Genomic DNA, 23,052 nt, shown 5'->3' with positions numbered 1-23,052 from the left:
CACATCCACCAACCCCGCTCGGTGGACCCTAAATCGTTGCCCACGCTACCGATACTCCACGCCCTCGGTTGCGCGCCCCGGCAACCCCAGGCAATCCACTCAACGGGTCGGTTTGCCTTTATACTCTCCGGTTTTTCCCGATCAGCCGTTAAGGGTCCCGCCGCATGGACAAGACCTACCAGCCGCACGCCATTGAATCCCGTTGGTACTCCGAATGGGAGGCCAAGAATTACTTCGCCCCGCAGGGTAGCGGCGAGTCCTACACCATTGCCCTGCCGCCGCCGAACGTCACCGGCAGCCTGCACATGGGCCACGGTTTCAACAACGCGATCATGGATGCGCTGATCCGTTTCCGCCGCATGCAGGGCCGCAACACCCTCTGGCAGCCGGGCACCGACCACGCGGGCATTGCCACGCAAATGGTGGTGGAGCGCCAACTGGCTGCACAGAACCTCAGCCGCCACGATCTGGGCCGCGCCAAGTTCCTGGAAAAGGTCTGGGAATGGAAGGAAGAATCCGGCGGCACCATCACCCGGCAGATCCGCCGCCTCGGTTCCTCCGTGGACTGGTCGCGCGAGCGTTTCACCATGGACGAAGGCCTGTCCGAAGCGGTCAAGGAAGCCTTCGTGCGTCTACATGAAGACGGCCTGATCTACCGCGGCAAGCGCCTGGTCAATTGGGACACCAAGCTGCACACGGCGATTTCCGACCTCGAAGTGGAAAATCACGACGAGAAAGGCAGCCTCTGGCACCTGCGTTATCCCTTGGCTGACGATGCCAGGACCGCCGAAGGCCTGGACTACCTGGTGGTCGCCACCACCCGCCCGGAAACCATGCTCGGCGACGCCGCCGTCGCCGTGCACCCGGAAGACGAGCGCTACAGCAACCTGATCGGCCGCCATGTGCTGTTGCCACTGGTCAACCGCCTGATCCCCATCGTTGCCGATGAATACGTTGACCGCGAATTCGGCACCGGCTGCGTGAAGATCACCCCGGCCCACGACTTCAACGACTATGAAGTGGGCAAACGTCACAACCTCCCGCTGATCAACATCTTCGACAAGAACGCCGCCGTGCTGGCCCAGGCCCAGGTGTTCAACATCGACGGCAGCGTCAACGACCGCATCGACACCAGCCTACCCGGCAGCTACGCCGGCATGGACCGTTTCGCTGCGCGCAAGTCCATCGTCGCCGAATTCGAGTCCATGGGCCTGTTGGAAAAGATCGACGACCACGCCCTGAAAGTGCCCAAGGGCGACCGCTCCGGCACCGTCATCGAACCCTGGCTGACTGACCAGTGGTACGTTGCCACCAAGCCGTTGGCCGAGAAAGCCATCGCCGTGGTGGAAAGCGGCGAAGTCCAGTTCGTGCCCAAGCAGTACGAGAACATGTACTTCAGCTGGATGCGCGACATCCAGGATTGGTGCATCAGCCGTCAGCTGTGGTGGGGCCACCGTATCCCGGCCTGGTACGACGAAGCCGGCAACGTCTACGTCGGCCGTGACGAAGATGAAGTGCGCGCCAAGCACAACATTCGCAGCGACGAAGCGCTGCGCCAGGACGAAGACGTCCTGGACACCTGGTTCAGCTCCGGGTTGTGGACTTTCTCGACTCTCGGCTGGCCGCAGCAGACCGAGTTCCTGAAGACCTTCCACCCCACCGATGTGCTGGTCACCGGCTTCGACATCATCTTCTTCTGGGTCGCCCGGATGATCATGCTGTCCACCCACCTGATGGGCGAGATCCCCTTCAAGACCGTCTACGTCCATGGCTTGGTGCGCGACAGCCAGGGCCACAAGATGTCCAAGTCCAAGGGCAACGTGCTTGACCCGCTGGACATCGTCGACGGCATCGACCTGGAAACCCTGGTGCAGAAACGCACCAGCGGCATGATGCAGCCCAAGCTGGCGGAAAAGATCGCCAAGCAGACCCGTGCCGAGTTCCCCGAGGGCATCGCCAGCTACGGCACCGACGCCCTGCGCTTCACCTTCTGCTCGCTGGCTTCCACCGGCCGCGACATCAAGTTCGACATGGGCCGCGTCGAGGGCTACCGCAACTTCTGCAACAAGCTGTGGAATGCCACCAACTTCGTGCTGGAGAACACCGACGGCAAGGACACCGGCGTCAACGATGAGCCCGTTGATCTGTCGGCGGTGGATCGCTGGATCGTCTCCGCCCTGCAACGCACCGAATCGGAAGTCACCCGCCAGCTGGACAACTTCCGCTTCGACCTGGCGGCCCAGGCGCTCTATGAGTTCGTCTGGGACGAGTACTGCGCCTGGTACCTGGAGCTGGTCAAGCCGGTGCTCTGGGACGAGAACGCCAGCATTGAACGCCAGCGCGGCACCCGTCGCACCCTGGTGCGCGTGCTGGAGGCCATCCTGCGCCTGGCTCACCCGTTCATGCCGTTCATCACCGAGGAAATCTGGCAGCGCATCAAGACGCTGGCCGGCACGTCCGGTGACACCATCATGCTGCAACCCTGGCCGGAAGCCGAAAGCGCCAAGGTCGATGCCGCCGCCGAGGCCGACATCGACTGGGTGAAGACACTGATGCTCGGCGTGCGGCAGATCCGTGGCGAGATGAACATCTCCATGGCCAAGCGCATCGACGTGATCCTCGCCAACGCCAACGCCGATGACCTGCGCCGCCTGGCCGACTTCGAACCGCTGCTGGCCAAGCTGGCCAAGTTCGAATCGATCCGTGTGCTGGACGCCGGTGCCGTCGCGCCGCTGGCCGCCACCGCGCTGGTCGGCGACATGCAGGTGCTGGTGCCGATGGCCGGGCTGATCGACAAGGACGCCGAATTGGCCCGCCTGGACAAGGAAATTGGCCGCCTGGAGGGCGAGGTCAAGCGCGTCGGCGGCAAGCTGTCCAATGCCAGCTTCGTCGACAAGGCCCCGGCTGAGGTGATCGAGAAAGAACGCGCCAAGCTCGCCGAAGCCGAACAGGCGCTGGCCAAGCTGGCCGAACAGCGCGGGCGTATCGCCAGCCTCTGATCTGCACCGGGCCGGATCGTGCAACGCGATCCGGCCCGCGCTGGCAGCAATCTTGACCCGCGACAATCCCCCACCCTCTTTGGCAGTGGACAATCTATACGTAAGGTGAATGGCACCCTGCTATCATGCTGTCCGCTTGCGGATCCAGCCAGGCCACGCCCTCGCTCGTGCCATTCCCTAGCAGCTTCCTCATCTTTGGAGAGTCATGTCCATGTACGTCCTGATGGCGGCCATCTTCGTAGTTGGCTATTTGTGCATCGCGCTCGAACACCCCTTGAAGCTCGATAAAGCTGCTTCTGCGATTCTCACCGCAGCGCTCACCTGGGCCGTGCTCGTACTGGGAGCCGATCAGTTGCTCCCGCTGTTGGAACCGGGCACTAATGATCCGGCAAATTCCGCCGCTGTCGTGGTCAGCGAGCTGCGCCATCACTTGGGTGAAATCTCTGAGATCCTGTTCTTCCTGATGGGCGCGATGACCATCGTGGAACTGATCGATGCCCATGGCGGCTTTAAGGTGATCACCGACCGCATTCACACCCGCAAACGGGTTTCCCTGCTGTGGATCGTCGGCCTGCTGACCTTCTTCCTCTCCGCTGTGCTGGACAACCTGACCACGACCATCGTGATGGTCTCGTTGCTGCGCAAACTGATACGCGGCCGTCCCGAGCGCTGGCTGTACGTCGGCATCGTGGTAATCGCCGCCAACGCCGGCGGCGCCTGGTCGCCGATCGGTGACGTGACCACCACCATGCTGTGGATCGGCGGCCAGATTACCGCCACCGGAGTGATCACCCAGCTGTTCGTCCCCAGCCTGGTGTGCCTGCTGGTCCCCTTGACGATCCTCAGTTTCCGCTTACGTGGTGAAGCACCGCGCCCGCGCACCCAAACGCACCTGGGGGAGCGCATACCGCCCACCACCACGGCATTCGAGCGCAATATGGTGCTGGCCATGGGGATTGGTGCCCTGCTGTTCGTGCCGATATTCAAGACCGTAACCGGCCTGCCGCCGTACATGGGCATCCTGTTCGGCCTGGGCGTGATGTGGGTCGTCACCGAACTCCTGCACAGTGACAAGAAGCCCGAGTTCAAGCATCCGCTGTCAGTGGTCGGGGTTCTGCACCGCATCGACATGTCCAGCATCCTGTTCTTCCTGGGCATCCTGCTGGCAGTGTCCGCCCTGGCCACCGCTGGGCACCTGACTCAGGTCGCCAGCCTGTTGCGCGACAGCCTGGGCAACATCTTTGCCATCAACTACGCCATCGGCCTGCTGTCCGCCGTGGTGGACAACGTGCCACTGGTGGCTGGCGCCATGAAGATGTACCCGCTGTTCAGTGATGGCATGCTCGCCGCCACGGCCGCTGAAGAAGCGGGCTGGGCGAGCCAGTTCGTCACCGACGGTCGGTTCTGGGAGTTCCTCGCCTACTGCGCCGGAACGGGCGGCAGTGCCCTGATCATTGGCTCGGCGGCCGGCGTTGCAGCGATGGGCATGGAGAAAATAGGTTTCTTTTGGTACGTCAAGCGTGTCAGCCTGCTCGCCTTCACCGGCTACAGCGCCGGTGCGCTGACGTATATCCTGATGCAGTCGCTGGGCTAAGCGCCACCCACTCGCTGAACTCGGATAAAAAAACGGCCGCCATCCTTCGGGACAGCGGCCGTTTTCGTTGCGCGTCAATAGAAGCGGGGCTGGGATATTTACCGGGACCGGTCAGGCCTAAGCGTCCCCGATCTCTCAACGCTTCTTTTTGCCCGCTGCGCCACCGCTCAGGCTCGGCACCTTGCGGATCGGCGTGGCGTTGGGCTTCTCGCTGGCATCGAACCAGTTGCCCAAGTGGATCTTGCCCTTGCCAGGGACATCCTTGGGCTTTTTCGGCTTCTTCGGTTTTTTCACTACCTGACCGCCCAGGGTGGTCTGCGGCACGCGGTGGTCGGGGATGAAATCCGGCTCGTCATGACGCACCAGCACCTGGCCGATCAGCGTTTCAATCGCCGCCAGCTGATCAACTTCATCGGCAGCTACCAGCGAGATCGCCTCGCCCGTGGCGCCGGCCCGGCCGGTACGGCCGATACGGTGCACGTAATCCTCGGCGACGATGGGCAGGTCGAAATTGACCACCTGCGGCAGGTCGTGAATATCCAGCCCGCGCGCGGCCACATCGGTGGCCACCAGCACCTGCATCCCACCCGCTTTAAAACGCTCCAGGGCGCGCAGGCGCGACGGTTGCGGCTTGTCGCCGTGGATGGCATCGGCGGCAATGCCGGCGGCGTGCAGCTCCTCGACCAGTTGATCGACGCCCTTGCGGGTCTTGGCGAACACCAGCACCTGGCCCCAGCGTTTCTCGGCCAGCAGGTGCAAAAACAGCTCACCCTTGCGCTTCTTGTCCACCGGGATCAGCCACTGCTTGACGCTCTTGGCTGCGGCATTGCGTGGACTGACCTCGATGGACAGCGGGTCGCGCAGCAACTCCTTGGCCATCTGGCGGATCGCGTCGGAAAAGGTCGCGGAGAACAGCAGCGTCTGACGCTTCTTCGGCAGGGCAGCAAACAGCTCATCCAGCTCCTGAGAAAAACCCAGGTCAAGCATGCGGTCGGCCTCGTCGAGCACCAGTACCTGCAGCTGGTTGAATTTCACTGCGTTCTGCCGGTACAGGTCCAGCAGCCGGCCCGGTGTGGCGACCAGCACATCGATGCCTTTGCGCAGCGCCATCATCTGCGGGTTAATGCTGACCCCGCCGTACACAGCGTAGCTGCGCAGCGGCAGGTCCTGGCCATAAGTCTGGATGCTTTGCTGCACCTGCTCGGCCAGCTCGCGGGTCGGCGTGAGCACCAGCGCGCGCACCGCATTGCTCGTCACCCGTGGGCCTTCCATCGTCAGGCGCTGCAACAACGGCAGCGCGAAGGCCGCGGTCTTGCCAGTACCGGTCTGCGCGGCGGCCAGCAGGTCACGCCCCTTGAGCACGGCAGGAATCGCCTCTTTCTGCACCGGCGTGGGCGTGCGGTAATCGAGGGCGTCCAGGGTCCGCAGCAGCGGATCAATCAGGCCAAGGGTGGCGAAGGTCATGGGCAGGGTAACCGGCGGGAAAAACGGGGCGACAGTTTAGCCGAAAGCGCCCAGGCACAATGTATTCGCGAACAGCCCGCAAGGGTCAATCCGTCGGAGTACGGCGAATCGAACAGGTAGGGTGGACAACGTTTTTCTTGTGCACCGAGCAGGGCCATGGTGAATGTAAAAACGGCATCCACCCTACAAAGCTATGCAGCCAGCGTGTCAGCCGCGCAGCAACAGCTCGCCGTCGATCGGCACAAAGCGCGTGGCGGCGCGAACCAACGACTGCGCGGTAAGGGCCGGCACGCCATAGACACTGGCCTCGACGCCAAAATCGCGCACCCGATCGAGTAGCAGGTCGAAATCGCCATCGCCCGACGCCAGCACGATCTCCTCCACGCGGTTGGCGGCGTCGAGCACATCAATGGTAATCCCCACGTCCCAGTCGCCTTTGGCCGAGCCGTCGCTGCGCTGGATAAACGGTTTGAGCTTCACGGTAAAGCCCAGATTGCGCAGGATCTGCTGGAACTGTTGCTGCTTGGCATCGCCACGCTCAATGGCGTAGGCGTAGGCTTCGACGACGTCGCCCCGCGTGCGCAGTTGTTGCATGAGCACGCTGTAGTTGAAGTGGCAGCCATAGGCCTGACGCACGGTGTAATAGAGATTCTGGACATCGACGAATACGGCGATTTTCTTCACATCGGCCTCCCAAGGCTGGCATGGGGATTATGCGTCATTGCCAGGCATTTGGAGCGGCCCATCGGCCTGGGCTACAGTACCGCCCTCGTTTTCTGGTCCCGAATCAACATGAATCCGCTTTCGATCCTGCGTGACGCCTGGTATTTCTTCAGCCGTCATCTGGGCACCATTGCCCTGCTCTGCCTGCCCCTGATCATCCTGGAAACCCTGGCCCAACTGCTGCTGGCCGAGCATTACCGCGCACAATTGCAAGGCGCTGGAGACCTGATCAGCGGCCTGCTGTTCTACCCGCTCTACAGCGCCGCGCTGATTCTCTACCTCGATACGCGCACCCGGGGACTGGCGCCCGGTTTGCCGGCACTCTGGAACATGGCCCTGCGCCTGTGGCCAACGCTGGCGTTGCTCACAGCGCTGAGCAGCCTGCTGATCATGCTCGGCGTGTCGTTGTTCGTGCTGCCCGGCGTGTGGCTGATGGTCAAACTGGCGTTCGCGGAATACCTCCTGGTGCTGCGTGGCCTGCGACCCCTGGCCGCCTTGCGGGAAAGCCTGCGCCTGACCACGGGACAGTTCTGGCCCATTCTGATGCTGCAGTTGTGCATCCTCATTCCGATATGGAGCCTGGAGGCCTGGCTGTTCGGCAGGCTTGGCGAATCTTCCGGCGCGCCACAGGTGCTGCTCGGCTGCGTCACCGGCCTAGGCCAGTTGTTTGCCGGCGTGGTGATGTTTCGCTGCTTCATGGTCTGCAGCGAAACGGTGAAAAGCGCGGACTGACGAGGGCCGGACTCAGCGCGAACGACTCGGCTCCGGCAATACCAATCGCTCAAACAGCCGGGGAAACCAGCGCGCCAGCAGCTGGCCGCGCCAGCCCACATTGGACAGCACCAGCAGGCTCCGACGTTTCAGTGCTGCCCGGTAGATCGCTTCGGCCACATCCTGGGCCGAGGCCACCTTGCCGATACTCAATGCTGGTTGCGCCTGGACCGCGCCGTCGCCTTCCAAGGCATTGCGGTGCATGTCGGTGGCGGTGAAACCCGGGCAGACCAGCATGACATTGACCCCGGAGCCTTCCAGCTCGTGGCGCAAGGTGTCGAACAAACCGTGCAGGGCATGCTTGCTGGCGTTGTAGGCGGCGCGGTAATGCAGCGGCACGAAGCCGGACAGTGAGCTAAGCACGATGACCTGCCCCTGACGCGCCAGCAGGCTGGGCAGCGCCGCCTGGGTGCAGTACAGCGCGCCGAAATAGTTGACCGCCATGACCCGTTCGAACACCTCGCGCGGCGTGTCGGCAAACCGGCTGCGCTGGGTGATGCCGGCGTTGTTGATCAGCACATCGATGCCGCCGCAGCGCTCCAGCACCTGAGCCATCACCCGCTCCACCGCGCCGGCATCGGCGACATCGCAGTGCAGCCCCAGCGCATCGCAGTTGTGGTGATCGCGCAAGTACTGGAGCAGCGCCTCCAGCCCTTCGCTGTCGATATCCACAATCACCAGCCGCGCACCCGCCTGAGCAAAACGCAGCACCAGCGCCCGGCCGATGCCCGAACAACCCCCGGTAATCAGCACCACCTTGCGCTCGAAAACCTTGCTGGCAAACACCTTGCGGTACATGCGCGCCACCTCGGCTATTGGCTTGCCAGCAGCATAGACAAGGCATTGGTAGGTGACACGAAGCATGGTAGGCGCGCCGATCTGGGCGTGTCCGGGCAAAAGGTTCGGCCCGAGGTAGGGACTTCAGCCCCTACCGCCGCGGCTTGGCCCGCGCCGTGGGTTCGGCGATCAGGGGATCGTCGGGCCAATAATGCTTGGGATAACGTCCCTTGAGGTCTTTCTTCACCTCGACATAGGTGTTGGCCCAGAAGCTCGCCAGATCCTGGGTGACTTGCACGGGGCGCCGCGCCGGCGACAACAGGTGCAGCTTGAGGCCGAGCCGTCCGCCCGCAATACGCGGCGTAGCCGCCAGGCCGAACAGCTCTTGCAGCCGCACCGCCAGCACCGGCGGCGACTCACTGTAGTCAATGCGGATCTGTGAGCCGGAGGGCACCGTCAAAGACTTGGGCGCCAGTTCATCGAGGCGCTGCGGCAGCGGCCAGGGCAGCAGGTTGTGCAGGATCGATGACAGATCGAGGTTGGCGAAATGGCTGAGGCGGCTGACCTTGCCCAGATATGGCCCCAGCCAGTCCGCCAGGCTTGCCAGCAGCGCCGCATCGGACACATCGGGCCATTGGCTTTCACCACCTTGTTCCAGATCCAGAGCGCGCAACAGCGTCACCCGCGCCTGCCATTGGCGCAGCTCCGGCGTCCACGGCAACAGCTCCAGCCCCTTGCGGCGCACCAGCTCGACCAGGGCAGTCACCCGCGCGGCCTCATTCAGACCGCTCAGTGGTTCGCGACTGAGCACCAGCTCGCCGATCCGTCGCTGGCGCTCGGCGCGCAGCACCCCTTCACGTTCGTCCCAGTCGAGCACGTTCTGATCGCTCACCAGCTCGCCAAGCACCGAATCAAACAACGTCGGATCAAGCTCGGCGGCCAAGTAGATGCGCTCCTCGCGCTGCCCCTGACGGCTGCCCAGGTCGGCAATCACCAGCCACTCGTGCTTCATCAGCGCATCCGGCTCGCCGAACTGCGCGGCGCGGCCGTTGGCCAGGCGGTAATCACCGCCCCCGGCGCGGCGCTGATGGGCGACGCGATCCGGGTAGGCAAACGCCAGCAGCGCGCCGGGCCAGCGAGGATGCTCGGGGTTGGCCACGGCTTCGCCGGGCGTGCCGCGCAGCTGTTGCCGGTATTGGCGGGCCAACTGACGAATGCGCTGCAACCCGCCGCGACTGCCGCCGCGCACTTCGCCGCTCAACAGCGCCAGGCGGCTCTGCAGGTCGGCGCCTACGCCGCGGGCAATGTCCCGCTCGCCTAGCAATGCGGCCAGCTGACAGGCCAGCTCCGTCAGCCCCAATGCGTGGCCGCGCAACAACAGATGGGCAATACGCGGGTGCGCCGGCAATTCGGCCAGTGCCTGGCCGTGGCTGTTCAGGCTGCCGTTGGCCTGGAAGGCACCGAGGCGCGCCAGCAGTTCGCGCGCCTGGGCATACGCGGCGCCGGGTGGCGCATCCAGCCAGCTCAATTCCTGCGGCGCGACGCCCCAGCGCGCCAATTGCAGGGCCAGGCCGGCCAGATCGGCCTGGAGCATTTCCGGGCTGTCATGGGCGCTCAGCTGCTCATGCTGGGTTTCGCTCCACAACCGGTAGCACACGCCGGGCTCTAGACGTCCGGCGCGTCCGGCGCGCTGGGTGGCGCTGGCCCGCGAGATGCGCTGGGTCGCCAGGCGAGTCATGCCGGTGCCCGGATCGAAGCGCGGCACCCGCGCCAGCCCGGCGTCGATCACCACGCGCACGCCGTCGATGGTCAGGCTGGTTTCGGCAATATTGGTGGCCAGCACCACTTTGCGTTTGCCCTGAGGCGCCGGCTCGATGGCGGCGCGCTGGGCGCTCAGTTCGAGTTCGCCATGCAGCGGGCAGAGCAACACGTCCGGGTAACCCGCCAGGCTGTCGGCCAACTGCTCGGCGACTCGGCGAATCTCCGCCTGGCCCGGCAGAAACACCAACAGGCTGCCGGACTCCTCATCCAACGCCTGCAACACGGTGGACATCACCCGTGGCTCGATGAATTCGCCAGGCTGGGTTGCACGACCCCAGCGCATTGCCACCGGAAACATGCGCCCTTCGCTGCGCACGATGGGCGCGTCGTCAAGCAGTCTGGCCAGGCGTTCGCCTTCCAGGGTCGCGGACATCACCAGGATTTTCAGCGGTGTGTCGCGCAGCAACGCACGGCCGTTCAGGCACAGCGCCAGGGCCAGGTCGGCATCCAGGCTGCGTTCGTGAAATTCATCGAAGATCACCAGGCCAACGCCTTCCAGCGCCGGATCGCTCTGCAGCCGGCGAGTGAGAATCCCTTCGGTGACCACCTCGATCCGCGTGCGCGGCCCGACCTTGCTGTCCAGGCGAATGCGATAGCCCACCGTCTCGCCAACCGCTTCGCCCAGTTCGCTGGCCAGCCGCTCGGCGGCGGCACGGGCAGCCAACCGGCGCGGCTCGAGCATCAGGATGCTCTGCCCTGCCAGCCAGGGTTCATCGAGCAAGGCCAGTGGCACGCGTGTGGTTTTGCCGGCGCCGGGCGGCGCTTCCAGTACCGTTTCGTCTCGGGTGGCCAGCGCGGCGCGCAGGTTAGGCAATACGGCATCGATGGGTAACGACTGCATGGATCAGGGCTCGTGTTCGGGGCGGCGATTATAAAGGAGACGGCGCGAGCCAACCCTGTGCACAACCTTCCTTGCTCCGCGCCGGTCTATTACTGGCGTATCTTGACCGCATCCCGATATTGTTACGCCGCTTGCGATAGAGTGGCGCCACTTCGCCCTGGAGGTTCCATGCGTATTCCCTCTCGCCTGTTATGCGGTGCCCTGGCCGGTGCCCTGTTCACCCAGCTCACAGCCTGCGGCACGCTGTTTTATCCGGAGCGGCGCGGGCAGATCGATGGCAAGATCGATCCGGCGATCTTCCTTCTGGATGCCGTCGGCATTCTGTTCTATGTGTTGCCGGGGCTGATCGCCCTGGGTGTCGACTTCGCCACCGGCGCCATTTACCTCCCAGACGGCACCTACTCCCTGGCACCGCAGTCCCTGCAGGACACCCTCGATGCCGATGGCCAGGTGGACAAAGCCAAACTTCGCGCGCTGATACTCGAGGCTACCGGTCATGATCTGCCCTTGGACCATCCGCAGCTGATCGAATCGCGCGGCGGCCCGGAACAGCTGGCCGCCTACGGCCTGTCTCCGGCGGCGTAAGGTTAGGAGCTCGCCCTGCCATGGCCGTACGTGACGATCATGCCCGGCTGATGCGCCTGGCCACCCGCGCCGCGCTGGCGACCGCCCTGTTCCTGGCGGCGGCCAAGGCGCTGGCCTGGTGGCAGAGTGGCTCGGTCAGCTTGCTGGCGGGGCTGACCGACTCGCTGCTGGATGGCGCCGCCTCGCTGCTCAATCTGCTGGCCGTGCAGTACGCGTTGCGACCGGCTGATGATGACCACCGCTACGGTCACGGGAAGGCCGAAGCCCTGGCCGGTCTCGGCCAGGCGCTGTTCATTGGCGCCAGCGCGCTGCTGGTGGGCAGCCAGGCGATCGACCGGTTGCTGCATCCCCAGCCACTGGAACACACCCACCTGGGCATCGCGGTCATTGTCCTGTCACTGGTACTGACCGGCGTGCTGCTGCGTTTTCAGCGGCGCGTGGTACGCATCACCGGCTCAACCGCCATCCAGGCCGACTCGCTGCACTACCGTTCCGACCTGCTGCTCAATACCAGTATCCTGCTCGCCCTGATACTCGCCGCCGTAGGCTGGCAGCGCGCCGATGCGCTGTTTGGTGTCGGTATAGCCTTGTACATCCTGTGGAGCGCCTACAGCATCGTTCGCGAAGCCGCCTCCGTGCTGATGGACGAAGAGCTGCCGCCGACTATCAGCGAACATATGCATGCCTTGGCGTGCGCCGTGCCCGGCGTCCTTGGTGCCCACGACCTGCGCACCCGGGTGTCCGGCACCCACTGGTTCGTCCAGCTGCATCTGGAGCTGCCCGGCGACCTGCCCCTGTCCCGCGCCCACGACTTATGCGTCGCAGTAGAACAGGCCATCCACAGCCAGTACCCGCGTGCCGAAGTGCTGGTGCATGCCGACCCAGAAGAAGTGGGTCAAGAGTCGGCACAAGTCTAGCGCCGTTAAATCACAGCCTCTAAAACCCAAAAAGGGAGGCCGGAATGACTCCGGCCTCCCTTTTTGGGAATCCTGGTCCGCTTCGGGCGTGGGTAACGCCGCTCGTTCCGCTCACCTGGTTGGGCGATGCGCACCCGGCTGCCACATCTAATCCGGTAAGGATCGGTGGCTACGGCGCGCCTGATTGGGCACGCTGCTGGACGGTCCGGGCTTTGAATGTGAGAACAAGCTTACGCCCTCGGCCGCACAAAGTGATTGCAAACCTTGCGCGACAAACGGTCTATTGCGCAATATTTGTTGAATATCACTCCATTTCGAGCAATTTGCCCCAAGGACCGACCCATCATGAGTACCCTCGACCGCTACGACCTGCGCATCCTCGCCGAACTGCAACGCGACGCGCGCATCTCCAACCAGGAACTGGCCGAACGCATCGGCCTGTCCCCCTCGCCCTGCTCGCGACGCGTCAAGCAATTGGAAGACGACGGCTACATCTTGCGCCAGGTAGCCCTGTTGGATCGCAAGAAGCTCGGCCTGACCCTCACGGCTCATGTGCTGATCGGCATGGACCGGCACACGCCGGAACGTTTCGATCATTTCAAGGAGGTGATCCGCCAGTGCCCGGAGGTGCTCGAGTGCAGCCTGGTGACCGGCATGGATGCCGACTATCAACTCAAGGTAGTGATACCGGACATGGACCACTATCAGAAATTCCTGCTCGGCACGCTGACACGTATTGAAGGGGTGACCAGCGTGCGATCCAGTTTTGTTCTCGAGCAGGTGGTGAGCAGCACCGAGATGCCGCTCAACCATTTGCGCGGCTGAATACCCAAGCCCATGGTGGCGGGCAGAGGGACTGCCTGCCCCGGCGCCGAACAAGAGGCGTATAATCCGCGCCGTCCCGATCCTATTCCCCTATACGAGGTCCCCATGGAAACCGAACAGTTCGAAGCCCTGATGATGTACGTCCTGGTTGGCGGGCTGATTCTGTTCATGTTCTTCATCATCTGGGACTTGGCCAAGACTTCCAAAGCCGGCCGCCTGGGCACCGCCATCCTGTTCCTGGGACTGGGCCTGTGCCTGTTCGCCTTTCTGGCCAAGCCGATGATCAGCTACGTTCTCGAGTTGATGCTGGAGACCTGACAGACCGCTGCTTTCAGTTGCGACTCAGCTGCGCCGGCACTTCTCGCCACTCGCCGGGCTGCAAGCCCTCCAGTTCCCAAGGGCCGATGCGTACCCGCACCAGGCGTAGCGTCGGCAAGCCCACGGCGGCGGTCATGCGCCGTACCTGACGGTTGCGCCCTTCGCGAATCACCAGCTCCAGCCAGGCGGTGGGAATGCTCTGGCGAAAACGCACCGGCGGATTGCGCTCCCACAAATGCGGCGTCTCGATCTGCCGCGCTTCAGCCGGCAGAGTCGGCCCATCATTCAATGTCACACCGTCGCGCAGACGCTGCAGCTGCTCCTCGCTCGGCTCGCCTTCCACTTGCACCCAGTAGGTTTTCGCCAGCTTGTGTTTCGGGTCGGCGATGCGCGCCTGCAGGCGTCCATCGTTGGTCAGCAGCAACAGGCCCTCACTGTCACGATCCAGTCGCCCCGCCGGATAGACACCCGGCACCGGCACAAAGTCCTTGAGTGTGGCGCGGCCTTGGTCGTCGTTGAACTGGGTCAGCACGTCGAATGGCTTGTTGAGCAGGATCAATCGCGGCTCAGCTGGCGGCGCCTTGGCCACCCGGCGTGGTGCGGGCTTGGCGGGACGACGGGAAGCAGCGGGACGTGGGGGGCGCGACATGACTGGATCTGTGGCTACGAGCGGGGGGCGCAGTGTACCCCATCAGGTCTTCAAGACGCCTAGGCTGCGAGCGCCACCACCGTTTTGCATGGCCAGAAAACTCTGGCCACGCATCGGAACGTCATCTATCGATTAAAGCGTTCCACCAACGCATGCATGGCGCGCGCGGTGTCGGCCACTACCTGGGTCAGCCCCGCGTCAGCTTCCGTGCGACCGCTGCGGGCAATGGCCACCGTCGATCCGGAGATGTTCTCCACCTAAAGTCGAGTGCACCAAACTCAGCGGCAACCCGCTTCGACCGACACCCAAGCCCGGCCGCAAGGCGGAGCGAGCGCCGAACCCGCGCACTCGCTCCGCCAACTCTTCTGCCGGGTCTAGTCCTGGCCTTGTGGACTGCTCAGTCTTTGAGATGGAGAAAGTCCCGGGCCCAGGCCCGATATTGGTCAGCGTCGGAGTACTTGGCCACCAGGGCCTTGGGGCCGAGCTCGCCCGTGGCGATCTGGCGCTGTTCGCGCAAGCAATCGTAGGTCGCCTTAAGCGCGGCGTAGTAGGCGGTGTGACCGTCGACCACGATGCGCACGCCGAGGCTCGCCAGGCGGTCGCTGTCGCGCAACTTGGGGTTGCCATAGGTGATCAGCATCAACGGGCCGTCGATGTGTGGGGCGATCTGCTCCAGGTGATCGAAATCCTCGATGCCGACCAGGCAAATTCCATCGACCCCGGTGGCCTGGTAGGCCTGGGCGCGGGCGATGGTTTCTTCAAGGCCGCTGCCGGCATTGGTGCGCGCCAGGATGCTGAACGTCGGATCGATACGCGCCTCCAGTGCCGCGCGCAACTTGCCGACGGCTTCGTCGATGCCGATCAGGTCAACGGCCTTGCCGCCGAAGCGGGCCGGCAGAATCGTGTCTTCGATGGTCAGCGCGGCGATACCGCAATGCTCCAGCTCGGTCACCGTGCGCATCACGTTGAGCGCATTGCCGTAGCCGTGGTCGGCGTCGGCGATCACTGGCAGGCTGGCGACCCGGCCAATACGGGTGGCCTGTTCGACGAATTCAGTCAGGGTAATCAACGCGATATCCGGGGCGCCCAGCACCTCAAGGGAGGCCACTGAGCCACCCAGAATGCCCGCCTCGAACCCGAGGTCGCCGGCCATGCGGGCGGACATGGGATCAAAGACGGACGCGCAGTGATAACAGGCGTCCGACTTCAACAGGGCGCGAAAGGCCTCACGCAGGCGTGTGGGTGAAACTCTATGCATGTTTATTCTTCTCGTGATAAAGCAGATAAGGCTGCGGATACAAGCCAACTCGTCCTTGAGAAAAAAGGCATTGCATACAAGTCTTTGAGGCATGCAAACAGCTTGCCGACACATTTACAGCGCAAGTCGCACCTCGCAGCGCGACCGGCAGCTCGCCTGCACCATAAAACACCACGAACATGACCGTTTAACCACAGGCGCACCATAACGGAGCGCCTTTGGCTGGCCTGCCGAAGCCAAAATATCGTCGCGCCGTCGGACTGTTGGCGCCGCATGCTGTTGGCTCAATACCCCGCCCCAGAGGGGTCCGGCTTACGCAGCGCGACGTTGAGATTGTCGACTACCACCGCCCAGTCGGCGTCATCGAGAATTTCCTCGCGCAGGAAAGCCGCCTGGGCCGGCGTCCAAAATGGCGCATCGGCGAGCAGGACATTTTCGGGCAAGGGCGAATGCTGCTCGATGAACTGGCGAATCGAGTCGTTATCGTTGGGCAGGCCCAACTGTTCGAACAGGCTGTGGAAAGGATGCACCGACAGTTCCATGAGTACCTCCAGCGACACAGTAACAGGTCACTGGAGTATCGTCGGCAAACCGCCCAATCGCATCCCAAGCAGGCGACGCTCGAAACGGGTCGTAGGCATCACGCGTCCGTCCTGCGCACCCCAATCGGCTGCTGCGCCGCCTCACCACTGGCCGGCCGTTCCCACTCCGGGGGTGCCCAGAGGTGCTTGAGCCGCAGCCACAACGGTCCTGGCCGAATCATGTCACGCACGAGATCCACCCACTCATGCAGATTCAGCCACAGTGGGTTGAAACCCTTCGGCTGACGCGGGATGCCATATTCCGGCTTCTCGCGCTCTTCGACGAAGGTGCCGAACAGTCGGTCGAAAACAATCAGCACGCCACCGTAATTGCGATCAATGTACTGCGGGTTGCGTCCGTGGTGGGCACGGTGATGAGACGGCGTGTTGAACAGCCACTCGATCGGCCGTGGCAGCCGGCCTATCGCCTGGGTGTGGATGAAATACTGGTAGGCCAGATCGACCGACAGCATGAAGAGCACCCACTCCGGAGCAAAGCCCAGCATTACCAACGGTAGATAGAACAGCCAGTTACCAGAGAATCCATAGAACAGACTCTGGCGCGAAGAGGTGGTGATGTTCATCTGCTCGGAGCTGTGATGCACCACATGGGCGGCCCAGAACCAGCGGATGCGATGGCTGGCGCGATGGAACACGTAGTAGCAGAACTCGACGCCGAGAAACAGCAGCCCGAACATCAGCGGCGTCATTTCCAGGCGCCAGGGCGTCAGGCCGTACACCGCATGGTAAATCGGCAACACCAGTACCACCACCAGAACAGCATCCACTACTAGGTAAAGACTGCCCAGGCCGATGCTGGCCAGGGAGTCACTCAACCGATAGACGCCACGGTTGCGCATGGCCAACCACTCCACCGCCAGGGTGGCGACAAATAACGGCGTTAGAATCAGCAGCACGTCGCGGCGCAGATCCACCGTCGCCCACAGACTGGAAAGCATTTCCATGGTATTCCTCCGGTCAGTCCTGTCATTAATGATGGCCTCTGCCCACTAGCCAGGCTTGACCGACCCGGCTAACTTCTTGACAAAACACGCCACTCGGTACGCCATGCGAATCGCTGCCAGTTATGCTCCGCTGCTTTATGAATTCCTGACCCGCCAGGAGCTGGATGCCGAGGCCCTGCTCGGCCCGTTGACAGTCAACGACACGGGCCTGCTGCCCATGCAGCTCTGGCAACAGCTGTTGCAGCGTGCCGATGCCGCCCTGGGTGTGCCGGCATTGGGGCTACGCATCGCTGAAGGCATCAACCCGCGCCATTTTGGTGTGGTCGGTTACGCGGCTCTGGCCTGCACCACCCTGGGTGAAGCCCTGCAACGACTGGAGCGCTATCACGCGCTGGTCTACGACGTGAACCCCGTGCAGTTGCGCCATGAAGACGACCGTCTGGTGGTGGAATGGGGCATCGCCCATGGCCGTCCTGGCCAACTGGTGGACGAAACCGGCCTTGCCGCGCTGGTGCAACTGGCGCGCAACATGACCGAACAACCGCTGGCGGTGCTGGGGCTGGATTTCGTCAATCCAGCGCCCGCGGACCTCGCCCCCTACGAGAACTTTTTCGGCGGCCCCGTGCGCTTCGCGCAACCCAGCACGCGCCTGATGCTGCCCCTGGCGTACCTTGAGTTGCCCCTGCGCCAAGCCGATCCCGCCCTGCTGGCGCTGATGGATGACCAGGCCGAGCGTTTCCTGTTGCAGCGGCGCAGCACCTTGGTGGAGCAGTGCCAACAGGTGCTGATTCCGCTGCTGCGTAACGGCGAGGCGAGCCTGGAACACTTGGCCCATCGCCTGCATCGCTCACCGCGAAGCCTGCAGCGTCACCTCGCCAACGAAGGCCTGAACTTTCACGTCTTGCTGGAGGAAACCCGCCGCCAGTTGGCCACGGGTTACCTGCGCGATCCGCACCTGCCGCTCGGGGAGATCGCCGCGCTGCTCGGCTATTCCGAACAAAGCGCCTTTAGCCGCGCCTTCCGTCAGTGGCAGGGCGTCAGCCCAAAAACCTGGCGCCGCCAACAGCTGCGCTGAACCAATACCAAGCGGCAGCGATCAGCGGAACGGCGGCTCGTCGAAGCTGCGCAGCTTGCGCGAGTGCAGCGAATCGAGCTGACCGCGCAACAGATCCAGCGCCGCAATGCCGATTTGCAAATGCTGGCTCACCGCCCGCTCGTAAAACGCATTGGCCGCGCCAGGCAGCTTGATCTCGCTGTGCAGCGGCTTGTCCGACACGCACAACAAGGTGCCGTAGGGCACCCGCAAGCGATAGCCCTGGGCGGCGATGGTGCCGCTTTCCATGTCCACCGCCACCGCGCGGGCCAGGTTGATCAGCGGACGCTCCTGCGCCCAACGCAGTTCCCAGTTGCGGTCGTCATAAGTCAGCACTGTGCCGGTACGCAGGCGCTTCTTCAGTGCCTCGCCCTTGTCGCCGGTAATCTCCGCCGCGGCTTCCTGCAGGGCTTGCTGCACTTCGGCCAGGGCTGGCAGCGGAATGTTCGGCGGCAGCACGCGGTCGAGAATCCCGTCGCGGCGCATATAGGCGTGGGCCAGCACGTAGTCGCCGATGGTCTGCGACTGACGCAGGCCGCCGCAGTGGCCGATCATCAGCCAGCAATGCGGGCGCAATACGGCCAGGTGGTCGGTAATGTTCTTTGCGTTGGACGGGCCGACACCGATGTTGACCAGCGTCACGCCATGGCCATCATCGGCGATCAGGTGATAGGCCGGCATCTGGTAGCGGTGCCAGATCACCCCTTCGAGGATCGCCTGCATCTCGCCTTCCTGCATGCCCCGCTCGATCACCACGTTGCCTGGCAACACCATGCGCACGAAGCGCGTGTCGGCCAACAGCTGATCAATGCCGTGACGGATAAACTGGTCAACGTAGCGGTGATAGTTGGTCAGCAGAATCCACGGCTGCACATGGCGCCAGTCGCTGCCGGTGTAGTGTTGGATGCGCTTGAGGGAGAAATCCACCCGCGCCGCGTCAAACAGCGCCAGCGGCATGGGATCGAGGTTTTCCCACTCGTACAAGCCATCCGCCACGCCATCGGAGGCGGCAGACAAGTCCGTACTGGGGAACACTCGCGCCAGCGCGGCAGCAGTCACCCCCGAGCCCGCCAGTTCATCGCCCTGCTCCACCACATAGGGATAGGGAATGTTCTGCTCGCTGACGCCGACCTCGACCACCACGTTGAACTCGCTCATCAGCGGCCGCAACTGATCGAGCAGATACTCGCGGAAGGCCTGGGGATGGGTAACAGTCACGCTGTAGGTGCCCGGCACCTGCACCTTGGCATAGGCCCGTGTACTGGTCGGCACTTCATCGCCCTGACACTGGTAGGTCAGGCGCAGCGCCGGATAACGAAACAGCGCCCGCTCCTCGGCGGTGGGCAGGGTGCGTGCTTTGAGATAACGCTTGAGCGCTTGACTCAGCGACGAAGTGGCGCGCTGATGCAATGCGGCAAGGCGATTGACCGCCTCTTCAGGCGTAGCGGTGACGATGAAGTGTGCGGAGTCGGTATTCACAACAGTGGCTTCCTGGCAGTTCGCATGCGCGTATCTTGCCTGCTTTGGGTGGCGAAGGCATGACAGGGGAACAGGGTCGCATAATGGTCAACGCAGGATAGGCGAGTAAACGCCCGGTTCAGGAGCTCTGGATAGTCGATTTGCCCAACTTAGCTCAGCGTGCAGGAGTTCATGAGGTTAGCTGGACGCTCCGGCGGACAACCCCAAACGATAGCCTTTTAAAGACTATATTTAGTCTCCGCCAAAATCATGGAGACTGGCATTCGTTCCTCCAATATCAAACCCATCAGCTATCTCAAGGCCAATGCCGCCGAGGTGCTCAAGCAGCTAGCCGAGGAACAGGAGCCACTGATCATCACGCAGAATGGTGAAGCCAAAGCGGTCCTCCAGGATGTGCACTCCTATGAGCAAACACAGGAAACGCTGGCCCTGCTGAAAGTCCTTGCACTTGGTACCCAAGAAGTGGAAGCCGGCCAACTCAGCCCATTGAATGAAGTAGAGGCTCGCCTTCTCGCCAGGACCGGAGCGCGGGACTCATCCCCATGAACTGGCCGAACTAGGTATTCACGATTACCGGCGGGTCTTTTACAAACCGTATCGGATCATCTACCAGACTCTCGACCGACACGTGCTGATTTACCAGGTTGCCGATGGCCGCCGCGACATGCAGAGGCTCCCGGGTAGCGCATCCACGATGCAGCCCAATGACGGTGCGACTGCGCGCCGCCCAGCTCATGCCCGCACCGAAAACCCACCCTCCACTAACGGCGCCGGCTCACTCAGGGCGTGCACCGCCGCGCCGATCTGCTCCAGGTGTTCGTCGATTTGCGCGAAGCGCTTCTGGTCGTCGCGGTCGCGCTTGCGTTGGGCAGCCTTGGCGGCGGTGACCAGAGCCTTGAGTTCGCTCAGCGCCTTGGCGAGCTGCTCGGCATCGGCGCGGCGCTGGGCATCCTGCTGGATGCCAGATACCGGGGCGAAGGCCAGGGTCGGTTGCGGGTCGGAGACCTGCGGTTCGTCTGTCGCTTCGACCGGTGACTGCGGTTCGGCCTTCAGGCTGACCAGTTCGCTCTTGGCCTGCGCCGCAAGGACCTGGGCGGCCTGCTGTTCGGGCTCCGATTGCGCCTCGTTCATGTAAGTTTGCGAGCCGCCGTCGGCCGGCACGCCTGTCTTGCCGGTTTCGGCAGGTACGCCCGTTTCGGTGTACAAAAAGCCCTCCGCCCCGGAGGCGGCCGAACCGCCACCGCCGCCCTCTTTGAGCACATCGGCGGCCGAGGCGAGTGTTCCGGCCAGTTGCTTGAGTTCCCGTAGCAGCGCTTTGGAGCCGCCGAACAGCAGGATCAGTTGCTTAAGCATCTTGATGCGTTCGCGGATTTGCGCGACCTGTTCGCGGGCGCTGTTCTTGCGGGCTTCGTCGAAGCGCGCAGTCAGCGAATCGCCAAACGCGCGAGCCTCCTCGCCGGCTTTCTTCAAAATGGCGCCGAGGCTCTGCTGCGTAGAAGTCTTCGCCTCGACAGGCGCAGCGGTCAACGCAGTACCACGCGACGCCACCTCACGCTCGGCTTCATCAAGGCGTCGGGCGTTAGGCAGCTTCGGAAAAACAGGGATGGAATCGAGGCGGACGATCATGGTTGCACTCCTTGCGATGTAACCGGTTATCGGCCGCCTCGGCAGGAAATTAACAAGGCGGGCCTATTCCGCGTGCGGCGCACTCCGCATCACCAACGTGTCCACATCCACACCACGCGGCAAGGTGCCGTACACCCGGCCATGCCCTTCCAGCCGGCTGGCGATAAAGGCGTCGGACACCGTCGCGTTGCCGGCTTGCAGCAGCAGCGTTGCTTGCAGGGCAATAGCCGTGTCCTCGGTGAGTTGGCGGGCGCGGAACTGGATATCGGCGGTGTCCAAGAAACCGGCCTTGAGGCGCTCGATATGCGCCTTGAGGCGCACGTCGCCATGGCCGTCGCCGAGTTCGTGGAACAGCGCATCGAGCACCCCGGGCTCCTTGGACAGGGCGCGCAGCACGTCCAGGCACTGCACGTTACCGGAGCCTTCCCAGATGGAGTTGACCGGCGCCTCGCGGTACAGGCGCGGCAGGATGGTTTCTTCGACGTAGCCGGCGCCGCCCAGGCATTCGCTGGCTTCGTAGATCATTTCCGGGGCGCGCTTGCAGATCCAGTATTTGCCGATGGCAGTAACCAGGCGAGCGAATTTCGCCTCGTGCGCGTCCCGAGGATGGTCGAGCGCGCGGCCCATGCGCATCGTCAGGGCCAGCGCGGCTTCGCTTTCAAGTGCGAGGTCGGCAAGCACGTTCTGCATCAGCGGCTGGTCGATCAGCAACTTGCCACCGACCTTGCGGTGCGCGCAGTGGTGCGTGGCCTGGGTCAGCGCCTGGCGCATCAACGCGCTGGAGCCGACCATGCAGTCGAACCGGGTCATGGCGACCATTTCGATGATGGTTGGCACGCCCCGGCCTTCCTCGCCGAGCATCCAGGCCAGGGCACCGCGATATTCGACTTCGCTCGAGGCGTTGGCCCAGTTGCCGAGCTTGTTCTTCAAGCGCTGGATATAGAACTGATTGCGTGTGCCGTCCGGGCGATGGCGCGGCAACAGGAAGCAACTGAGGCCCTTGTCGGTCTGCGCCAGGGTAAGGAAGGCATCGCACATCGGTGCCGAACAGAACCACTTGTGGCCGACCAGTTCGTAGGCCTGCCCCGGCCCGGAAGCGCCAACCGGATAGGCGCGCGTGGTGTTGGCGCGCACGTCGGTGCCGCCCTGCTTCTCGGTCATGGCCATGCCGATGGTCACCCCGGCCTTCTGCTCCATGGGCACGTTGCGCGGGTCGTAGGTGGTGGCGAGGATTTTCGGCAGCCACTGCTCGGCGATATCCGGCTGTATTTTCAGCGCCGGCACGCTGGCGAAGGTCATGGTCAGCGGGCAGCCACTGGCCGCTTCAACCTGACTGTGCAGGTAGGTCAATCCGGCACGCACCACATGGGCGCCATCGCGGGGATCCGTCCAGGGCAGCGATGGCAGGCCATGTTCAATGGCGGTTTGCATCAGTTGGTGATACGCCGGATGGAAATCCACCTGATCGATGCGGTGGCCGTAGCGGTCGTGGGTGCGCAGCTCCGGCTTGTGTTCGTTGGCCAAAAACCCTGCCGCCATCAACGGGCCGCCGGCCAGGGCGCCGTAGGCATTCAGCCGCGTCTCGCCCCAGCTGCCGTGGTAACGGCGAATCCACTCCTGCAGGGGCAGGTCGAGACGATAGAGGTTGGCGCCGTCCAGCGGCGGCACCTGGTTGAACACCTCATGGGTTTCGGCATAGTGATGCGGATTCATCGCGGGCTCCTGTGGCAAGGCGATCAGCAATGCACCTGAGTGAAGCATGGCTG

Annotated in this window: 19 protein-coding genes and 1 pseudogene; 9 read left to right on the top strand and 11 right to left on the bottom strand. The window is 63.4% G+C overall.

Annotation, left to right across the window (positions count from 1 at the left end; genetic code table 11):
• Positions 1–164: 164 nt before the first annotated feature.
• Both H9642_RS02470 and nhaD read left to right on the top strand, forming a co-directional pair.
• The gene (locus H9642_RS02470; protein WP_251834821.1) at positions 165–2,999 is read left to right on the top strand and encodes a valine--tRNA ligase; all 2,835 of its coding nucleotides are present in this window, start codon (positions 165–167) and stop codon (positions 2,997–2,999) included.
• Positions 3,000–3,210: 211 nt separating this feature from the next.
• On the top strand, positions 3,211–4,593 hold the full coding sequence (gene nhaD / locus H9642_RS02465; protein ID WP_251835347.1) for a sodium:proton antiporter NhaD: 1,383 nt from the start codon (positions 3,211–3,213) through the stop codon (positions 4,591–4,593).
• 135 nt (positions 4,594–4,728) lie between these two features.
• Here the strand turns inward: nhaD and rhlE1 are convergent, their stop codons facing one another.
• Both rhlE1 and H9642_RS02455 read right to left on the bottom strand, forming a co-directional pair.
• Positions 4,729–6,057: an RNA helicase RhlE1 gene (gene rhlE1 / locus H9642_RS02460; protein WP_251834820.1), complete on the bottom strand. Its 1,329-nt coding sequence runs from the start codon at positions 6,055–6,057 to the stop codon at positions 4,729–4,731.
• Between the two features lie 207 nt (positions 6,058–6,264).
• Positions 6,265–6,741, bottom strand: a complete 477-nt coding sequence (locus tag H9642_RS02455) for a LabA-like NYN domain-containing protein (protein ID WP_251834819.1) — start codon at positions 6,739–6,741, stop codon at positions 6,265–6,267.
• A 108-nt stretch (positions 6,742–6,849) separates the two neighbouring features.
• Here H9642_RS02455 and H9642_RS02450 point away from each other — a divergent pair, with 108 nt between their 5' ends.
• The gene (locus H9642_RS02450) at positions 6,850–7,512 is read left to right on the top strand and encodes a hypothetical protein (RefSeq protein ID WP_251834818.1); all 663 of its coding nucleotides are present in this window, start codon (positions 6,850–6,852) and stop codon (positions 7,510–7,512) included.
• A gap of 12 nt (positions 7,513–7,524) precedes the next feature.
• On the opposite strand, the gene H9642_RS02445 is transcribed toward H9642_RS02450, so the two are convergent.
• Together H9642_RS02445 and hrpB are read right to left on the bottom strand one after the other, a co-directional pair.
• Positions 7,525–8,349 (bottom strand): SDR family oxidoreductase, encoded by an 825-nt coding sequence (locus H9642_RS02445; protein WP_251835346.1) that lies wholly within the window; start codon positions 8,347–8,349, stop codon positions 7,525–7,527.
• 130 nt (positions 8,350–8,479) lie between these two features.
• Positions 8,480–10,990 carry an ATP-dependent helicase HrpB gene (gene hrpB / locus H9642_RS02440; protein WP_251834817.1) on the bottom strand — a complete coding sequence of 837 codons (2,511 nt, stop codon included), beginning with the start codon at positions 10,988–10,990 and terminating at the stop codon, positions 8,480–8,482.
• A 168-nt stretch (positions 10,991–11,158) separates the two neighbouring features.
• On the opposite strand from hrpB, the gene H9642_RS02435 reads away from it, so the two are divergent.
• From H9642_RS02435 to H9642_RS02420, 4 genes are all read left to right on the top strand, one after another.
• Entirely contained in the window at positions 11,159–11,575 is a 417-nt protein-coding gene (locus H9642_RS02435) for a polyribonucleotide nucleotidyltransferase (protein ID WP_251834816.1), read from the top strand.
• A gap of 20 nt (positions 11,576–11,595) precedes the next feature.
• Complete coding sequence (locus H9642_RS02430; RefSeq protein ID WP_251834815.1) at positions 11,596–12,492, top strand: cation diffusion facilitator family transporter; 897 nt, start codon at positions 11,596–11,598, stop codon at positions 12,490–12,492.
• Positions 12,493–12,837: 345 nt separating this feature from the next.
• On the top strand, positions 12,838–13,317 hold the full coding sequence (locus tag H9642_RS02425) for an Lrp/AsnC family transcriptional regulator (RefSeq protein ID WP_251834814.1): 480 nt from the start codon (positions 12,838–12,840) through the stop codon (positions 13,315–13,317).
• A 105-nt stretch (positions 13,318–13,422) separates the two neighbouring features.
• Positions 13,423–13,635 (top strand): DUF2788 domain-containing protein, encoded by a 213-nt coding sequence (locus tag H9642_RS02420; RefSeq protein WP_251834813.1) that lies wholly within the window; start codon positions 13,423–13,425, stop codon positions 13,633–13,635.
• 13 nt (positions 13,636–13,648) lie between these two features.
• Here H9642_RS02420 and H9642_RS02415 read toward each other — a convergent pair whose 3' ends face one another.
• The 4 genes from H9642_RS02415 to H9642_RS02400 form a co-directional block, all read right to left on the bottom strand.
• Entirely contained in the window at positions 13,649–14,224 is a 576-nt protein-coding gene (locus H9642_RS02415) for a pseudouridine synthase (RefSeq protein ID WP_251835345.1), read from the bottom strand.
• Positions 14,225–14,681: 457 nt separating this feature from the next.
• Positions 14,682–15,542, bottom strand: a complete 861-nt coding sequence (locus tag H9642_RS02410; protein WP_251834812.1) for an isocitrate lyase/PEP mutase family protein — start codon at positions 15,540–15,542, stop codon at positions 14,682–14,684.
• Between the two features lie 284 nt (positions 15,543–15,826).
• Positions 15,827–16,084, bottom strand: coding sequence for a DUF2789 domain-containing protein (locus tag H9642_RS02405; protein ID WP_251834811.1), 258 nt, complete (start codon positions 16,082–16,084; stop codon positions 15,827–15,829).
• A 98-nt stretch (positions 16,085–16,182) separates the two neighbouring features.
• Positions 16,183–17,088: a sterol desaturase family protein gene (locus H9642_RS02400; RefSeq protein ID WP_251834810.1), complete on the bottom strand. Its 906-nt coding sequence runs from the start codon at positions 17,086–17,088 to the stop codon at positions 16,183–16,185.
• Between the two features lie 103 nt (positions 17,089–17,191).
• On the opposite strand from H9642_RS02400, the gene H9642_RS02395 reads away from it, so the two are divergent.
• The gene (locus H9642_RS02395; protein ID WP_251834809.1) at positions 17,192–18,163 is read left to right on the top strand and encodes an AraC family transcriptional regulator; all 972 of its coding nucleotides are present in this window, start codon (positions 17,192–17,194) and stop codon (positions 18,161–18,163) included.
• Positions 18,164–18,184: 21 nt separating this feature from the next.
• On the opposite strand, the pseudogene amn reads toward H9642_RS02395, so the two are convergent.
• Positions 18,185–19,686, bottom strand: a pseudogene (amn, locus tag H9642_RS02390) (AMP nucleosidase).
• A gap of 223 nt (positions 19,687–19,909) precedes the next feature.
• On the opposite strand from amn, the gene H9642_RS02385 reads away from it, so the two are divergent.
• A complete protein-coding gene (locus tag H9642_RS02385; RefSeq protein ID WP_251834808.1) occupies positions 19,910–20,206 on the top strand; it encodes a type II toxin-antitoxin system Phd/YefM family antitoxin in 297 nt (98 codons plus the stop codon).
• A gap of 186 nt (positions 20,207–20,392) precedes the next feature.
• On the opposite strand, the gene H9642_RS02380 is transcribed toward H9642_RS02385, so the two are convergent.
• Both H9642_RS02380 and H9642_RS02375 read right to left on the bottom strand, forming a co-directional pair.
• A complete protein-coding gene (locus tag H9642_RS02380) occupies positions 20,393–21,286 on the bottom strand; it encodes a hypothetical protein (RefSeq protein WP_251834807.1) in 894 nt (297 codons plus the stop codon).
• 63 nt (positions 21,287–21,349) lie between these two features.
• On the bottom strand, positions 21,350–22,999 hold the full coding sequence (locus H9642_RS02375) for an acyl-CoA dehydrogenase family protein (RefSeq protein WP_251834806.1): 1,650 nt from the start codon (positions 22,997–22,999) through the stop codon (positions 21,350–21,352).
• Positions 23,000–23,052 lie beyond the last annotated feature (53 nt).

The sequence above is a fragment of the Serpens gallinarum genome (genome assembly GCF_014836765.1).
Classification (GTDB): domain Bacteria; phylum Pseudomonadota; class Gammaproteobacteria; order Pseudomonadales; family Pseudomonadaceae; genus Serpens; species Serpens gallinarum.
The sequence above is the reverse complement of the archived record's forward strand: the minus strand, read 5'-3'. Positions and strand labels throughout refer to the sequence as shown.

Coding starts and splice junctions, on each gene's coding strand:
- H9642_RS02470 (WP_251834821.1), top strand. CDS start 165: ATGGACAAGACCTACCAGCCGCACGCCATTGAATCCCGTTGGTACTCC.
- nhaD (WP_251835347.1), top strand. CDS start 3,211: ATGTACGTCCTGATGGCGGCCATCTTCGTAGTTGGCTATTTGTGCATC.
- rhlE1 (WP_251834820.1), bottom strand. CDS start 6,057: ATGACCTTCGCCACCCTTGGCCTGATTGATCCGCTGCTGCGGACCCTG.
- H9642_RS02450 (WP_251834818.1), top strand. CDS start 6,850: ATGAATCCGCTTTCGATCCTGCGTGACGCCTGGTATTTCTTCAGCCGT.
- H9642_RS02445 (WP_251835346.1), bottom strand. CDS start 8,349: ATGTACCGCAAGGTGTTTGCCAGCAAGGTTTTCGAGCGCAAGGTGGTG.
- hrpB (WP_251834817.1), bottom strand. CDS start 10,990: ATGCAGTCGTTACCCATCGATGCCGTATTGCCTAACCTGCGCGCCGCG.
- H9642_RS02435 (WP_251834816.1), top strand. CDS start 11,159: ATGCGTATTCCCTCTCGCCTGTTATGCGGTGCCCTGGCCGGTGCCCTG.
- H9642_RS02430 (WP_251834815.1), top strand. CDS start 11,596: ATGGCCGTACGTGACGATCATGCCCGGCTGATGCGCCTGGCCACCCGC.
- H9642_RS02425 (WP_251834814.1), top strand. CDS start 12,838: ATGAGTACCCTCGACCGCTACGACCTGCGCATCCTCGCCGAACTGCAA.
- H9642_RS02420 (WP_251834813.1), top strand. CDS start 13,423: ATGGAAACCGAACAGTTCGAAGCCCTGATGATGTACGTCCTGGTTGGC.
- H9642_RS02410 (WP_251834812.1), bottom strand. CDS start 15,542: ATGCATAGAGTTTCACCCACACGCCTGCGTGAGGCCTTTCGCGCCCTG.
- H9642_RS02405 (WP_251834811.1), bottom strand. CDS start 16,084: ATGGAACTGTCGGTGCATCCTTTCCACAGCCTGTTCGAACAGTTGGGC.
- H9642_RS02400 (WP_251834810.1), bottom strand. CDS start 17,088: ATGGAAATGCTTTCCAGTCTGTGGGCGACGGTGGATCTGCGCCGCGAC.
- H9642_RS02395 (WP_251834809.1), top strand. CDS start 17,192: ATGCGAATCGCTGCCAGTTATGCTCCGCTGCTTTATGAATTCCTGACC.
- H9642_RS02385 (WP_251834808.1), top strand. CDS start 19,910: ATGGAGACTGGCATTCGTTCCTCCAATATCAAACCCATCAGCTATCTC.
- H9642_RS02380 (WP_251834807.1), bottom strand. CDS start 21,286: ATGATCGTCCGCCTCGATTCCATCCCTGTTTTTCCGAAGCTGCCTAAC.
- H9642_RS02375 (WP_251834806.1), bottom strand. CDS start 22,999: ATGAATCCGCATCACTATGCCGAAACCCATGAGGTGTTCAACCAGGTG.